Source organism: Oceanobacillus sp. FSL K6-2867, assembly GCF_037963145.1.
Taxonomy (GTDB): domain Bacteria; phylum Bacillota; class Bacilli; order Bacillales; family Amphibacillaceae; genus Oceanobacillus.
This window is the reverse complement of sequence record NZ_CP150144.1, coordinates 726917-742450: the sequence shown is the minus strand read 5'-3', so window position 1 is coordinate 742450 and position 15534 is coordinate 726917. Positions and strand designations below refer to the sequence as shown.

Below are 15534 nucleotides of genomic sequence, written 5' to 3'. Positions count from 1 at the left end.
TTAAAAGCTCTAATTTTTGCTAAATGTCTTGAATAGGCATGTCCATAAAGTGCTTCAGCCATAACGAGACTTCTTTCCTTGAAATTCTTACGTTGCTAACGAGGACCTCCGCTTTTGAGCTTAAAACGCTGTTTGAATTTCCTGGGCAATATTTTGCAGATCTTCTGATGTATACTCATCCGTATGTACAATCCAGTTTGGCGTATAGCCATCACCTTCGCCATACCTTGGAATCAGATGCAAGTGGAGATGGAATACAGATTGCTCTGCGGGTGCTTCATTATTGTTTAAAACATTCATACCTAAAGGGCTGTACGTCTTTTTAATGGCATTGGCAATAATTGGAACCCGAGCGAATAATTCCTTTGCAATCTCAGGAGGTGTTTCATAAATGTTTTTTGTATGTGTTTTTGGAATAACAAGTGTATGTCCCTTTGTAACCTGACTTAAATCCAGGAATGCATAGACATGCTCATCTTCATATACTTTGGCAGAAGGAAGTTCGCCAGTAACTATTTTGCAAAAAATACAATCGTCATGTTTCATTTTTTATCTCTCCTTTAATAATTGAATTCGTATGATTATTTTTATTGTAGTAACTTTTAGGGACAAAAGTAAAGCAATTCCCTTTGTTTTCAAAAAAAAAGACAAATTTAAGCAAAATAAAGAAACAGGTCAGACCCGCTTCAAGCGAATCTGCCTGTTATAGGAAGAAAGAGGATGTTTTAACTAATGCTGGGGAACTGTAAACACCTGTAACTCATCAAAGATGATTTGTTATTGGTTTACAAAAACCGTTATACCAATTGTCCACTTCTTATGAAGCGGAAGCTGGTAAAAGGGCTTTATATCATTAGTATGCCAACACTGACACCCCATCTCGTTTTAGTACGAAAAATCAGAGTAATTATCGAACACTAACACCTCATTTTGTGTGTTTTTTACACGAAATTACATTAGATATTCGATCGTCAACACCTCATTTGCGTATGACAAGATTTTGTTGTAGTGAGACATCCTCGTTTCTTCCTTACTATTTTGTTCTGAAATAATTATCCTATACATGGATTTTTAAAAAAGTTGAAGAAAACTGTCGTAAGGTTTGCCTTTGGCAATGTACCACAATAATGATAAAATCAGAAGTAATGAGAAGGAGGGACTTTAATGGAATCCTTATTACATATCGATAACCTTCATGGAGGGTATACACATAAAAATGTATTGCATGGTATTTCATTTGACGTTAAACCAAAGGAAATTGTAGGTTTAATTGGTTTAAATGGTGCTGGGAAAAGTACGACAATCAAGCATATTATTGGGCTAATGCAGCCGAAAAAAGGAACAGTCCGGGTGAATGGAGAGAGTTACAAGGATAATCCAGAAACATACCGCAATCAAATGGCATATATACCAGAGATGCCAATTTTATATGATGAATTAACACTTTATGAGCATCTGCGCCTAACGGCGATGGCATATGGAATTGCTGAGGACGTATTCGAGGAAAGGCTTCATCCGCTTTTAAAGGAATTTCGCCTAGAGAAAAAGCTGAACTGGTTCCCAGTCCATTTTTCAAAGGGGATGCGTCAAAAGGTCATGATTATGTGTGCGTTTTTAATTGAACCACCACTTTATATAGTTGACGAGCCTTTTGTAGGGTTGGATCCATTAGGTATTCAATCTTATCTGCAATTAATGGAAGGGATGAAAAATAATGGATCAGGTGTGTTAATGTCGACACATATTCTTGCTACTGCAGAGCGCTATTGTGATCGTTTTGTTATTTTGCATGATGGGGTTGTGCGTGCGATTGGAACACTGGAAGAATTACGTGAAAGCTTTCAGATGCCTGATTCGACGTTGGATGATTTGTATGTGCAATTAACGAAAGAAGAAGATAGCCATGTTTGATTCACATGAATTTTATAAAAAGCGGTTTTCTTCTCATTTAAAGGAGACAAGCCGTTATTTGAAATATATTTTTAATGGTCATATGGCATTTGCTATTCTATTCTTTATTTCTGCATCTGCTTATTATTACCAACAATGGTTAACGGATCTGCCAGCGAATTTCCCGACAGCAGTAATTATTGGGAGTACATTCGGTTTAATTGCAAGCTATAGCCCTGTCAGAACACTGCTGAAAGAACCTGATCTTGTGTTTCTTATTGTGGCGGAGACAAAGATGGGAGCTTATTTCCGTAATGCGCTGATTTATAGTTTTGTCATCCAGCTTTATATTATCCTGCTGTTCGCTGCGGCATTTGGACCGCTATATTTTGCTACTTATCCAGAAAGAGCAGGAAACATTTACTTGCTCACATTAGTTCTGCTCCTATTATTTAAAGTGGCAAATTTACTGGCAAATTGGTGGATGCTTAAAGTAAGGGAGCCAGGCATTCGTAGTATTGATCTCCTAATTCGCACAATCTTAAATGGAGTTACCTTTTATTTTATCGTAAATGGTGACATGCTGTTTGCAGGAATTACATCCATTTTATTTGTCATCGTTTTTCTCTATGATTATTACTATTCCAGTAAACAATCTGGGTTAGCTTGGGATTTACTTGTTGAAAAAGACCAAAATCGCATGCAGACATTTTATAGGATTGCCAATATGTTTGCCGATGTTCCGCATTTAAAAAACCGTGTGAAAAAAAGGCAATGGCTTGTTCATTTAGTCAATAGGGGAGTTCCTTTTGAAACGAAACATACGTATGACTACTTATTTCGAATTTCCTTTATTCGCAGCGGGGATTATTTAGGGATGTATGTACGTCTCATCATAATTGGATGTCTGTTCATTTATTTCATTCCGAATTTATGGGTGAAGGTGCTGTTTGCAATTTTATTTCTGTATTTAAGCACCTTCCAGCTGATGCCGCTTTATCAGCATCATCGGACAAATATGTGGCTTGATTTATACCCGGTGGAACTCACATATAAGAAAAATGCCGTTCTTAAAATTGTATATCAATTGGCTACTATCCAAACAATCCTATTCGCACTCCTGTTTATTTTAATGCAGGAATATTTAGGATTTGTTATTGTTCTTGGGGGAGGGCTGCTTTTTACAGTTCTCTTTGTAAATGGATACATGAAGCCGAGATTAAAGTAGTAATAAAGGAGACCAAATCTGAATTTGATCTGGTCTCCTTCTTTTGGTCTTAAAAAATATAATATCAGGAATTTTGGTATTCGAAATAAGCACCGATCAATGTCTTTGCAGCTATCGGTAAAGCTTTCTCATCAATATCAAATTTCGGATGATGATGCGGATATGGATTTCCTTCTTTGTTCGCACCTGTAAAGAAGTATGCTCCAGGTTTCTCCAGCATATAATAAGCAAAGTCCTCTCCGCCCATTACAGGTAAAACCTCTTCAGCTGTATGAATTTCATCAATTTGTTTGCTCGCTTCAAGCACGATTTCAGCGCCTTCCGAATGATTGATTAATGGTGGATAGCCTTTTATATAGTTGAAGGTATAAGATGCATCATTTGATGTGCAAATACCTTTAAGGATTTTTTCCATTTCATTGATAATTTGTTCTTGAACATTCATATTAAAATAGCGTACTGTCCCAACTAATTCAGCTTGATCTGCAATAACATTAAATGCATTCCCTGCTTGGAAAATTCCAGTCGTTAACACGGCAGTTTCTAATGGATCTACTCTTCTGCTGACGATTTGCTGAAATTGAGTGATGACTTCTGCTCCAAGAACAATCGCATCCTTTGTTTCATGTGGGTATGCACCATGTCCACCCTGTCCCTGAATCTTTATTTCAAATCGATCTGCCCCAGCCATAAATTCCTTCTTAGAAGTTTGGAGCACGCCTAGAGGAACGGTTGCCCACAAATGAGTTCCGAATACTGCGTCTACTTCATTAAGCACCCCGGCTTCAATCATTGGTTTTGCCCCACCTGGTGCATACTCTTCCGCATGCTGATGAATAAATACAATTGTCCCTGTCAGCTCTGCTTGATACTTTTTCATTACTTTAGCAAGTGTTAGCAGTGTTGCCGTATGACCGTCATGACCACAAGCATGCATGACGCCAGGAACCTTTGATTTATAGGCTACATCTTTTTCATCCTGAATTGGCAATGCATCAAAATCGGCTCTTAAAGCAACTGTTTTACCGGGCTTTGCACCTTTTAATGTTGCCACTACACCATTTCCGCCAACGTTTGTTTTATATGGAATTCCGAGCTTCTTATAACGGTCTGCTATGTATTTCGCTGTTTTTGTTTCTTGAAAGGATAATTCAGGGTATTGATGCAAGTATCTTCTGATCTCTACCATTTCCGGATAAAGCTCATCAATTGATTGATGTATATTTTCTAACAATAATAACGCCACCTTCTTAGTTAATTCACTTTGATAATTATTTTATTATAACATGAGTTTTTACACATAAACTCAATTTTCGCACAAAAATTATTCCGTAACTGTATGTTCTAACAAATATAGATTGTTTGAAATCGGGTATAATTTAGTTGTGTTAAACTATTTTGTGATTGTACTGTGGAAGGTAGCGAAGCAAAATTAGCGTAGGAAGCATACGTAGTCTCATGCGGGAAACGTGGCCAGTCAAGCTTTCTTTAAACGATTGGGTTAGGAAATAGAGTATTACGATATAATGAAAATTGAATTAGTAAAAAGGTAGCGCACCATTTACTGATTATATGATGCGCTAAAGTGAATTTAAAACTCTTCATATACAGCTGGATCTTGATTTTTATTTCTGCCATCAGGTCGGGTTAAATCCCCGATGAGGTTCATTTCTGTTTCGTCCAGTGAGAAGTCAAAAATTGATATGTTTTCTAATTGTCTTTTAGTTGAGCCGGATTTCGGAATTGGAATTGCATCTAGTTGATAATGCCATCGTAAAATTACTTGTGACACTGTTTTGTTATGGTTATTGGCAATTTGCTGGAGTACTTCATTTTGCAATACATCATTTGCACGAGCGATTGGACTCCAAGATTGGGTCTGAACGTGATTATCTTGATGCCACTTTCGTTGTTGTTCTTGGTTGAAAAATGGATGCAATTCAATTTGGTTCATACTCGGTTTTACACCGGTTTCCTTTTCTAATCGCTCTATATGTTCCGGTAAGAAATTACAAACACCGATAGAACGAATGAGTCCCCATTTCTTTGCATCAATTAATGCTTGCCAAGCTTCCACATAGATATCTTGGATTGGGTTTGGCCAATGGATAAGGTATAAATCGTAGTAATCCAGATTTGCACGGTATAATGATTCCTGAATAGTTGTAACAGCTTTATCATATTCATGATATCTTCCCGGTAATTTGGATGTTATTCTTAGTTCTTCTCTCGGAACAGAGCTGCGTCTGACCGCTTCTCCAACTGTTCCTTCATTTTCATAATTGTAGGCTGTATCGATTAAGCGATAGCCAATATCGATAGCACTCGTGATTGCATTTACACCTGGATTACCATTTAGATTATATGTACCAAATCCAATTGCTGGCACATTCATACCGTCATGTAGCCTAATTTCTGGAATTGATGTCGTCAAGATAAACCACTCCTCTCTATAATAAATTAAGCGTATCACTATATTAAAGATAAATTCAAATAAATAAATCGATTTTTACTATTTCCATGTTATACATTATTGCAAAGATGTTTTAAGCTTCTCATCAACCGTGCGTTGTCTGCCAGATCCAATTCCAGATAGCATCAGTAATCCGATGACACCTACTAATAATAGTAATGGGATATGCCAGCTGTTGGTTATATCGTGAATCCCTCCGATAAGTACTGGCCCCGACGCCGCTAATAGGTAACCAAATGATTGAGCCATTCCGGATAACGCTGCAGCCTGTTTTCCATCCGAAGTTCTTAGTGTAAAGAACATCATTGACAAACTAAATGCACTACCAGAGGCAATACCAATCAGGATAGCGCTAATAGGAACGATAGAAGGATGTCCGATTAACAATCCAAGTATGCCTGTTGCATATAAACAAGCGGTTACGATGCTAAGACCGATTTGGTTTTTCAAGCGCTCAGCAATAATCGGGATAATGAAGGTGATAGGAATAACAGAGAATTGCATCAAGAAAACCATCCATCCTGCTGCACTTGAACGATAGCCAATTGTTCGTAATATATCAGGAAGCCAGGTTATTAATGTATAGAATAGAAAAGATTGACATCCCATATATAGTGTAATCTTCCAGGCTAAACCAGATTTCCATAAATGATTACCATTTTTCTTTACAGTAATCGAGTTAGCTGAAATTTTACTTTGAAGTAACTGTGGGATCCAAACAAGTATGGCTAAAAATGAAATACTTGCGAAAACTGCTAAAGCGCCAGACCAGCCAAAACCTTGAACTCCAGCAAGAGGGACACTTAATCCAGAGCCCAACGCACCAAATATGTTCATGGATACAGCATACACACCTGTCATGATTCCGATTTTTAAAGGAAAATTCATTTTGATAAATCCTGGTAGTAACACATTACCAAAAGCTATTGCTATTCCTATTAAGATTGTTCCAATGAATAGAAAGTTAACATCTGCTGCTAACGAACGTACAATAATCCCTGTAGTTAGAACAAGCATGGAAAGAAAAATCGTCCATTCCATGCCAAGACGATTTGCCAGTTTTGGTACAAAGGGAGAAAGAAGTGCAAATGCGATTAATGGTAAAGTAGTAATACTTCCTGCTATGGCATTGGTTAATGCTAAATCATCCCGAATAAATGGGATGAGGGACCCGACAGATGTTAGTGGTGCTCTTAAATTGGAACCAATCAGAATAATACCGAAGACAAGCAGCCAAACTGTTCGTTTAGATGATTGTTGATTTTCTAATATAATATATTTGTTCTTCAATTTTAACCTCCAATAGATTCTGGTTATAGTATGGTGCTTATTAATAAATGATGTTATACTTAACATTGCGATGAGCTGATTTGTGTAAGTCAAAGCACAACGCAATAGATGTGAATGTGAACACATCGTGCTTTGCCGCAAATTTCGTAAAGGCGCCTGTATAAAATACGGGCGCCTTCTTATTTTATAATGGCGTCGCTTTGATTCTTTAACTGCAATTTACGAAGTGAGTTTTTGAGCGGTTGCTGAACGGTAATATAAGTCCCGATTGATATAAATACGGCAGCCATACCAAATAGAAATCCAGCAAGAACGTCAGTTGGGAAGTGGGCTCCTAAGTAAACACGTGTAAATAATATGAAACCAATCCATGCCAGTGTGATAAAGCCAACCACAAGTTTCAGCCAAATTTTAGCAATGATACATACAAGTATTAGACCGATAAACCCATAAAAAATAGTTGATCCTGTGGCATGCCCACTTGGAAAACTTTCATTTGTTTTTTCAATAAGCTGCAAAAAAGCGGGACGTTCCCGGTCAAAAGCCTTTTTTAGAACCTTTCCAGCGATTGCAGCACAAAAGAGTATGGTGCCGCCAAACCAAAGCCCTTCGGCATACTTATGCTTAAAAAATAAAACAATCACGAGGATCATGGTTAAGGCGATAATAAGCTTCATGTTTCCAAGCTCTGTTGTTATTTTAATAAAGGATGTTTTGCTTTCTGATATTGTTCCTTGAATTCGTTCTATCCATAAGGAGTCCAGGGAAGCAATCCATTGACTTTCAACGTGGACGCCCCTAGCTACAGTACAGAATAATAGTAAAAATAAAAACCCTGTCAGAAAAAAGGGCATAGTTGATAATTTTTTATTCCTGATGGTATCACTCTTTCTAATGCTGCTTTGCTTATTTTATATATAAACCTGGTAAATTCTAATTTATTTATCATACCATGAATACACGAGAAATTGTATAAGTAAATGGATGTTAACAAAGAAAGGAGGACAGCTGTTTTAGCCGTCCTAAATAAAAGGGGGGAATCTATTAAGAAAGTCGTGGATCAGCGAGTAATCGTTCGATTTCTTCCTTATGGTGTGTTTCATCCGAAATTAAATCTTCTAATTTAACAACAAGCTCTGTTAATCCAAGATCTTCTGCCTGTTTTTTTCGTTCTTCATAGCGCGTAATCGTATCTGATTCGGCTTGGAGGGTTGCTTCCAATATTGATTTTAATTCTGTTGGCTGTGGTACATCAGCTGATTTAGTTGTTGGAGTGCCCCCAAGAGCTTTGATCTTTTCAGAAAGATAGAGTGCATGTCCAAGTTCATCCGTAATTTCCGATTCGAAAAACGGTTTTAATGCAGAACGGTATAAACCGGAAACAACAGATGCACTGTATGTGTATTGAATTGCAGCACCATACTCATGAGCTAGGTCTTCATTTAAACCATCGATTAAATTTTGTAAGTCTTTTTCCATTATTCATCTCCACCTTTTCAATAGTAAAACCGTTAAGTATATTAATACAATACCCGCTCTGATTTTGTTTAAACCTAAATCCCTGTATAATAGCATTAAATTGAAATGAGAAGATAAAATGGAGGTGTGAAATAATGAAGAAAAATCGAACAGTATTGTTGTTCCTATTTGTCGCAGTACTTATCATTACAGGAGTTTGGGTTATACAAATTGTAAATGGTAATGTGCCCGCTATTGATAGGTGGACAAATCAATTTGTTGAAAGCTTGCACGATTCCATTATTTATCAGCCATTCCGATTGATAACAAATCTTGGATCAGAATCATTTCTTGAGCCATTTGTTGTAATAATGGCGATTGTGTTAAGTGTTTTACTGAAAAAATGGTTTGTTGCTATTCTTTTTCCAGGTGGAATTTTACTTGCGCATCAATTGAATATATTTATTAAAAGCATTGTAGTAAGGGAAAGACCAAGCATTTCGGCAGCAGCTAATGCAGAGGGTTATAGCTTTCCATCTGGACATGCTATGATTTCAATGGTTTGTTACGGCCTGATTGCTTATTTATTGGTAAAGAAAATGAAATCGAATGTCCTGATTGTTATTACACAAACAACGTTTACCACCCTTATATTTCTGATTGGAATCAGCAGATACGTTATTCATGTCCATTATATAACCGATATTGTTGCCGGATTTGCACTTGGGTTTATTTGTTTATGGGGACTCATATATGTATATGAAAAGATTGAATCAGTCTTAAGTCGGAGCTGAAAGCCTCCTCTGGATGGTTTAACAGCGCAGAATCTAGGTTTATGATAAAAGTAATAAAACAGGAAAGCTTTGAACAGTCTCTGTTTATATTGATAGGCTTGGAAGGATGACAAGAGATGAGAAATTTCATTCGGTATTTCTTTGCAATTTTTTTAATTGTAATTGGCATTATGCTTGTTTTGGCTAATCTTGAAGTGATTGATTTCAATTTTAGTGTTGCCTGGCATTATATTTATCCGATTTTCTTTGTTGTGATCGGCTTTACAGGTTTGATTCGTTTTTGGCGAAGAAGAGGGGGAAGCTGGATCTTTGGTTCCTTTTTTCTAATATTTGGTTCGTTGCTAATCATGGATCGGTTAGACTGGATAACATTCACATTTAAGGATGTTATTAATTTATGGCCACTGCTTATTGTATATATTGGATTTTCTCTAATTGGTCGTAAGCGGGTCACGGTCGCTTATTCCTTTGATGACGACAAAAATCGTAATTATGATTACGATACAACATGGTATAAAAGGCATTTCGATAATTCAATGTTTTCCGTCGGCAGCCAAACCTTCGATGAGCAAAATTGGGTTGCAGAGCCGATGCATCTCAAGCATATGGCTGGAGATTTTTATTTTAATTTTTCGAAGGCATTTATTCCTGAAAAGAAAATACCGATTACAATTGATTCACTTGCGGCAGATGTGAATATGGTAGTACCAGAAAACGTTGATTTTCGTATTAATGCGAGAGTAAAAGCTGGTAGTATACAAGTTCTGGATCAGTCTGCGGATGGTATAAATCGTACATTAGTCTATCAAACGAATAACTATGAGGCTGCAGTCAGAAAGCTAGACTTTTATATCAATCTAAAAGCTGGAAACATTCGTATTGATCGTGTGTGAGGAGGCTGTATGATGAAAAACAGGTTTTCAAGTATTCGCTATATCTTTATTCGTTCCCATCTTTACAGTATGTTTTTAACGTCTATCTTGCTGCTTACCATTTTATTATCTGTGTATGTTTTATTTGAGCCAGAATGGCTAACGGTACAAAGCATTTTTCTGTTTGTGGTTTTATATGTACTTATTGCCTTTGTTATCTCATTATATACTGGCTTTAAAGAGGTAGGGAATATGTTAAAAACTAAGCTGGATGGCATTTCACTTCTTATAACGCAGTTTTCAAATGGAAATTATGATTCTTCCATACAGTTTCCAAAGTCAATGAAAGACGAAGATGAGATTACGAGAATTGCTAAAGATTTAAATGAGCTAGGTAATAAATTAAAGAATCAAGTGAAATCGCTGCAGCGAATGGCAGATGAAAAAGCAGATTTTGCTAAGTCAGCACATAAGGCAGCAGTTATTGAGGAAAGGCAACGGATTGCAAGAGACCTTCATGATGCTGTCAGCCAGCAGCTTTTTGCCTTAACGATGATCTCAGAGGCTTCGATCAAGCAATTTGACAAAGATCCAGTATTAGCGAAAAAGCAAATGAAGGAAGTTGCTACCGCAGCATTACAGGCACAAACCGAAATGCGTGCGCTTTTACTTCATTTACGACCTGTTCATCTATCAGGGGATTCATTGGCCACAGGGATACATAAATTAATCGAAGAGTTAAAACAGAAGAGTCCAATTCATTTCCAAGTCACAATAAATGGGGAACTTGAACTTAGTGAAACGATTGAAGAGCATGTATTTCGAATCGTGCAGGAATCTTTATCGAATATTTTGAGACATGCAAATGCGAACACTGTTCAGGTCGAGATTTATAAGAAATCCAGTGAATTATTTGTCCATATTCAGGATGACGGCAAAGGATTTGATGTAGTGAACGATACAGAAAGAAAGACATCCTATGGATTGAAAACAATGCGAGAGCGCAGTGAGGAATTAGGAGGGACATTTGTAATTCGTTCTAATCCAGATGAAGGAACATATATTGATATTCGGATTCCTTGTTAGCAGGAGATAAATCGGGTTATTTAGTGGGAGGAATGAAAATGGTTCGTGTTGTAGTTGTTGATGATCATGAGATAGTCAGAAAAGGAATAATTGCTTATTTGCAGACAGAAGATGATATTGAAATTATCGGTCAAGCATCAAGCGGGAATAAAGGTGCAGAGCTCGCCCTCCAATTAAAGCCAGATGTTGTTTTAATGGATTTAATTATGGATGATGGAACCGGGATTGAAGCGACAAAGCAAATAATGGGAAGCTATCCAGAGTGTAAAATTATTATTTTGACGAGCTATTATGATGATGAACAAATATTTCCAGCGCTTGAAGCTGGGGCTTTTAGTTATATATTAAAAACTTCCGCTGCACCTGAAATTGCAGCAACTATAAAAAAAGCATTTAACGGAGAAAATGTCATTGAGCCAAAAGTAGCTGGGAAAATGATGTCCAATTTCCGCGCTGATCAAAAAAAGCCACATGATGCATTGACAGAACGTGAAATGGAAGTTTTGCTCTGTATCGGAAATGGAATGACGAATCAAGAGATCAGTGACAAACTTTATATTGGCATCAAAACAGTTAAAACACATGTTAGCAACATTTTATCGAAATTGGATGTTAATGACCGAACACAAGCCGCTGTTTACGTACACCGTAATCAATTACTATAAACTGGCTTAAAGCCGCTTAATAGGAATCACTTTAAGCGGCTTTTCCAAAGAAAAAGTATAGAATTCACTTCCGATCAACAACTTTTACTTCATGATTTAAACATGTCCATCCACGAGTAGATCATTCACTTACAATAAAAATTATAAATAAATATAGGAATTACACTTCTCTTGATTGTTCAATAATTTGTCATATTAAGAAAAACAATCAAAGCTGTTTTATTGTTTTTCACTACAACCATTTGTATAATACAAATGTATAAAAGTAGAGAGGAATACTCGAATATGCGGCAGATGACTAAAAAAACTGAGAATTTATTGTTGTTCATGTGGGTACAAGCATTTTTAGCAACTACAGGCAGCCTGTTTTATTCAGAAATAATGGGATATGTTCCGTGTGAAATGTGCTGGTATCAAAGAATCATAATGTATCCACTTGTCATTATTTATGGGACTGCAGCAATTAAAAAGGATATTTCAATTGCATTGCCAGGATTAATTTTGAGTGTAATTGGCTTGCCAATTTCCATTTATCACTACATGCTGCAAAAAGTACCTGCAATGCATGAATTGGGAGGAGCATGTACAGGAGCGGTTCCGTGCAATGCTGTCTATGTCAATTATTTTGGTTTTATAACCATACCATTTTTAGCAGGTATAGCATTTACGGTAATTATTGTTTTACATCTTCTGCTTTTAAAGGAACAAAGGAGGAAATAACGGATGGGTAAGAAAATGATAGCTATTATTGGGGTAATCGTTGTATTATTTATTGCTTTATTTTTCGTTCTCGATTATAAAAATAATCAAGCACTCGATAACAATGAAAATCCATATGGAACAGATAATTTGGATCAGGCAACGATTGACCAGCTAGATGATCCATTATATCAAAATCAAATTCTTCCAGATGAACTAAGTGAAACGATTCAAAGTGGGGAACCTGTAACGGTTTACTTCTACAGTCCAACCTGTATTTATTGTCAAAATACAACACCATACCTTGCACCATTAGCTGAAACAATGGATGTCGATATGAAGAAATTCAATTTACTAGAGTTTGGTCAAGAGGGCAGTGCATATCGTATTGAATCAACACCAACACTGATTCATTTTGAAGATGGAGAAGAGGTTGCCCGTCTAGTTGGACAATACCCTGAAGAGGGCTACGAGACCTTTTTTAATGAATATGTAGTGAACTAATAAAAAAGTAATGGCTTCCTTGACGAAGCCATTACTTCTTTCATGTTGTGATGTAATACTGCTAAAGGAAAATTAAACATGCACTAGGCTTGTATTAAAAAAGTTTAGCACTATACCTTTGTTTTGTTAAAAAACGGATAGGAAAGGACTAACCCAATAAAAAACAAACCAAGCGCAATATATGCAGGTAATAAATGGATAAAAGCCGTATAGCCAATTGCGAAGTGAATATAGATCCCTGCCCCAAATGCTGGCAGACCACCTATTAGATATGTCCACCACACCCACTGATTACCTTGTTGAAATCCCCATAACGAGAGTGTTAATACGAGTAAGCCAACGCTTAATAATGCACTTCCAAATCCAGCGCGATCATGTGCTAGAACAGACAGCAAGTTCTCATTAAATGCGTTCATCATTTCAGGTGGCATACAAATATAAGTCAAATCAGTTGGGACGAAAATGGTAGTTACTCCAATAGTGGAAATGATGATCCCGCCTAATATAAATGAAAATCCTAACAATACAAATGCTAATTGTCCAAATAATCCTTTTTTAAAAATGACATCATTTTTTCTGTTTTTCGAAGATGATGTGCCAGTAATGCCTTTGGTTTTTCTATATCCATATATATATACAGGCAGCAAAACAAGCCAAAAAATAAGATGAAGCCAATCGAAATAACCAAATCCAATAAAAGCAAAAATACCCAAAAAGCCAATAATGGCAGCAAAATCAATTGCTTGCTTTGCCCATTTTATTCCATGTTTCACCCCATGCTTGGATAATTGCATATAAACAATCCCCCCGGATATCATAGTTCCGGCAAGGGTCATCCGGTCATGAGCCATAAATAGCATAATCCGCTCATTAAAAGTTATAATGGTTTGGCGTTTGATGCCTAAAAAAAACTCATCATAGGGAAGGACTACAGTTGTCATGCTGAATAGCAGTGCCAGCAGTCCCCCAATTACAATAAATAAACCAAAAAGCCAATAGGAAAACCATCCAGATTGGTGGGAAGGATTATAATCAAGACGGTCGAGAAGTGCTTCATTGATTCGTTTCGTTAATCCTGGCCCAGCAAATACATAGCCATCTGAAAGCATCATGAAATCAGCACCAGCATCTAATAACTGTAACGCTTGTTCTGGTTCCTTGATTCCACCTGAAGTTATAATTGTGCCTTGAAAGCCGTTTTTTCTTAAATCAACTACTTTATCAAGGAGGGGAACATCTTTTTCCGCATGTTCCAACACAATACCGGCAAAAGGATATTCTGTACGATTCTTATTTGGTGAAGTGGTTGAAAAGAATATAGGCTTATCTGTTTCTCGCATTAAATCTGGATACGGTGATTCAATAATATAACCATCAGCAAATTGATCAAGCCGCTTTATCATCATGCATAGCTCTTCATATGTCCCGATAAGTCTGATGAAGAATGGCTGATTCTTTTTTACCTTATGTAAATGCTCGCGCGTTTTTTCAATTCCAATGGATTCCGCCGTGGCAGCAAAATGAATCTTTTCTATCTTTCTATCAACGATTGGAGTTGAGAAATGATTTATTTGCTTTACTGTTACAGGCCCGATTTCCAGGAAGCCAAAACCTAGGTTCGTAAAAGCTTTTGTTCCGGAAAGGAGCGGATCGATTTTTCCGGATAATCCAACTGGATTATGAAAGGTTAATCCGTGTTCATTTTTTTGAATAAGCGGGGAACTTTCTTCCCTGCCGAGAAATTGGATTACTTGGGGTCCAATCCGGAATGGAAGTGCAGCGATGAGATTCATTCCCCGATGTATAAATTCTCTTGAGGTGGTGGGCGGCAATCTATTTAATAAAGGACGAAAAATACTATGATAGGACCAGTCTGGCACGGTATCCCTCCTTCCAGATGTATTTTATCCCATTGTAGCATGGATGTATTTATGAAAGGAAGAACGCTAGTGTTTGCTTAATTTGGGTAGGAAAATAGAATGTTCATAGTAAAATTGCATTTTCAAATGAACAGGAAGTTGATATTATGGAAGTAAAACGTAATAATAGATATGATTTTATACACTTGCTATTTTGTATTGCTCAAATTCATATAAAGTAAGGTGATTACCATTAAAAATATAAGAAGTGCTCTATTTATGCTTCTAGGCCTTATCTCCTTTGGTATTGGTATTGCTGGTACGATCCTGCCGATCCTGCCAGGGGGACCTTTTTTTCTGTTTTCTGCGTTTTGTTTTGGGAAAAGCTCACAGCGTATTGATAATTGGTTTAAGAGCACCAAGTTTTATGAAAACTACGTTGTTCGTATCAAAGAAAACCGGGGCATGACCAAGAAGGAAAAAGTTCGGATCAACATAATTGCTGATGCTTTTATTTTATTTTCCGTATTTTATGTCGATATCCTGCTTGTAAGGATTGTTTTAATTATACTTATGTTTTATAAGCATTATTATTTCATAAAGAAAATAAAGACAATAACCCCGGAAGAAGCAAAATTAATGCAATCTTAAATATACTAAACAAGGAATAGTCCCTTCATAAATTACTTTGAAAAAACTGCTCAGAGGTTATCCCC

General features: G+C 36.7%; 16 protein-coding genes. 9 read left to right on the top strand and 7 right to left on the bottom strand.

All coding sequences use genetic code 11. The annotated features are described in order from the left end of the window. Positions 1 to 120: 120 nt before the first annotated feature. Positions 121 to 546: an HIT family protein gene (locus NSQ77_RS03490; protein ID WP_339228840.1), complete on the bottom strand. Its 426-nt coding sequence runs from the start codon at positions 544 to 546 to the stop codon at positions 121 to 123. Between the two features lie 618 nt (positions 547 to 1164). On the opposite strand from NSQ77_RS03490, the gene NSQ77_RS03485 reads away from it, so the two are divergent. Both NSQ77_RS03485 and NSQ77_RS03480 read left to right on the top strand, forming a co-directional pair. Beyond that, positions 1165 to 1911, top strand: a complete 747-nt coding sequence (locus NSQ77_RS03485) for an ABC transporter ATP-binding protein (protein ID WP_339228839.1) — start codon at positions 1165 to 1167, stop codon at positions 1909 to 1911. Then, positions 1904 to 3118 carry an ABC transporter permease gene (locus tag NSQ77_RS03480; protein ID WP_339228838.1) on the top strand — a complete coding sequence of 405 codons (1215 nt, stop codon included), beginning with the start codon at positions 1904 to 1906 and terminating at the stop codon, positions 3116 to 3118. The genes NSQ77_RS03485 and NSQ77_RS03480 overlap by 8 nt, the downstream gene beginning before the upstream one ends. 64 nt (positions 3119 to 3182) lie before the next feature. Here the strand turns inward: NSQ77_RS03480 and NSQ77_RS03475 are convergent, their stop codons facing one another. From NSQ77_RS03475 to NSQ77_RS03455, 5 genes are all read right to left on the bottom strand, one after another. Then, positions 3183 to 4352, bottom strand: coding sequence for a M20 family metallopeptidase (locus tag NSQ77_RS03475; protein WP_339228837.1), 1170 nt, complete (start codon positions 4350 to 4352; stop codon positions 3183 to 3185). A gap of 357 nt (positions 4353 to 4709) precedes the next feature. Then, a complete protein-coding gene (locus NSQ77_RS03470; protein ID WP_339228836.1) occupies positions 4710 to 5552 on the bottom strand; it encodes an aldo/keto reductase in 843 nt (280 codons plus the stop codon). 96 nt (positions 5553 to 5648) lie between these two features. Beyond that, complete coding sequence (locus NSQ77_RS03465) at positions 5649 to 6947, bottom strand: MFS transporter (RefSeq protein ID WP_339228835.1); 1299 nt, start codon at positions 6945 to 6947, stop codon at positions 5649 to 5651. Between the two features lie 113 nt (positions 6948 to 7060). Then, entirely contained in the window at positions 7061 to 7558 is a 498-nt protein-coding gene (locus NSQ77_RS03460) for a phosphatase PAP2 family protein (RefSeq protein WP_339228834.1), read from the bottom strand. Between the two features lie 367 nt (positions 7559 to 7925). After that, positions 7926 to 8360: a ferritin-like domain-containing protein gene (locus NSQ77_RS03455; RefSeq protein WP_339228833.1), complete on the bottom strand. Its 435-nt coding sequence runs from the start codon at positions 8358 to 8360 to the stop codon at positions 7926 to 7928. 134 nt (positions 8361 to 8494) lie between these two features. Here NSQ77_RS03455 and NSQ77_RS03450 point away from each other — a divergent pair, with 134 nt between their 5' ends. The 6 genes from NSQ77_RS03450 to NSQ77_RS03425 all read left to right on the top strand — a co-directional run bounded on the left by NSQ77_RS03450 (position 8495) and on the right by NSQ77_RS03425 (position 12959). Beyond that, positions 8495 to 9133: a phosphatase PAP2 family protein gene (locus tag NSQ77_RS03450; RefSeq protein ID WP_339228832.1), complete on the top strand. Its 639-nt coding sequence runs from the start codon at positions 8495 to 8497 to the stop codon at positions 9131 to 9133. Positions 9134 to 9249: 116 nt separating this feature from the next. Continuing rightward, complete coding sequence (gene liaF, locus NSQ77_RS03445; RefSeq protein ID WP_339228831.1) at positions 9250 to 10026, top strand: cell wall-active antibiotics response protein LiaF; 777 nt, start codon at positions 9250 to 9252, stop codon at positions 10024 to 10026. Between the two features lie 12 nt (positions 10027 to 10038). Then, positions 10039 to 11091 carry a sensor histidine kinase gene (locus NSQ77_RS03440; RefSeq protein WP_339228830.1) on the top strand — a complete coding sequence of 351 codons (1053 nt, stop codon included), beginning with the start codon at positions 10039 to 10041 and terminating at the stop codon, positions 11089 to 11091. 38 nt (positions 11092 to 11129) lie between these two features. After that, entirely contained in the window at positions 11130 to 11756 is a 627-nt protein-coding gene (locus tag NSQ77_RS03435) for a response regulator transcription factor (protein ID WP_339228829.1), read from the top strand. Between the two features lie 285 nt (positions 11757 to 12041). Continuing rightward, entirely contained in the window at positions 12042 to 12476 is a 435-nt protein-coding gene (locus tag NSQ77_RS03430) for a disulfide oxidoreductase (protein ID WP_339228828.1), read from the top strand. A 3-nt stretch (positions 12477 to 12479) separates the two neighbouring features. Beyond that, entirely contained in the window at positions 12480 to 12959 is a 480-nt protein-coding gene (locus NSQ77_RS03425; RefSeq protein ID WP_339228827.1) for a thioredoxin family protein, read from the top strand. Between the two features lie 110 nt (positions 12960 to 13069). On the opposite strand, the gene NSQ77_RS03420 is transcribed toward NSQ77_RS03425, so the two are convergent. Then, complete coding sequence (locus tag NSQ77_RS03420; protein ID WP_339228826.1) at positions 13070 to 14839, bottom strand: dihydroorotate dehydrogenase; 1770 nt, start codon at positions 14837 to 14839, stop codon at positions 13070 to 13072. A 258-nt stretch (positions 14840 to 15097) separates the two neighbouring features. Between NSQ77_RS03420 and NSQ77_RS03415 the strand changes: the two genes are divergently transcribed. Then, positions 15098 to 15469, top strand: a complete 372-nt coding sequence (locus NSQ77_RS03415) for a YbaN family protein (RefSeq protein WP_339228825.1) — start codon at positions 15098 to 15100, stop codon at positions 15467 to 15469. Positions 15470 to 15534: the final 65 nt, after the last annotated feature.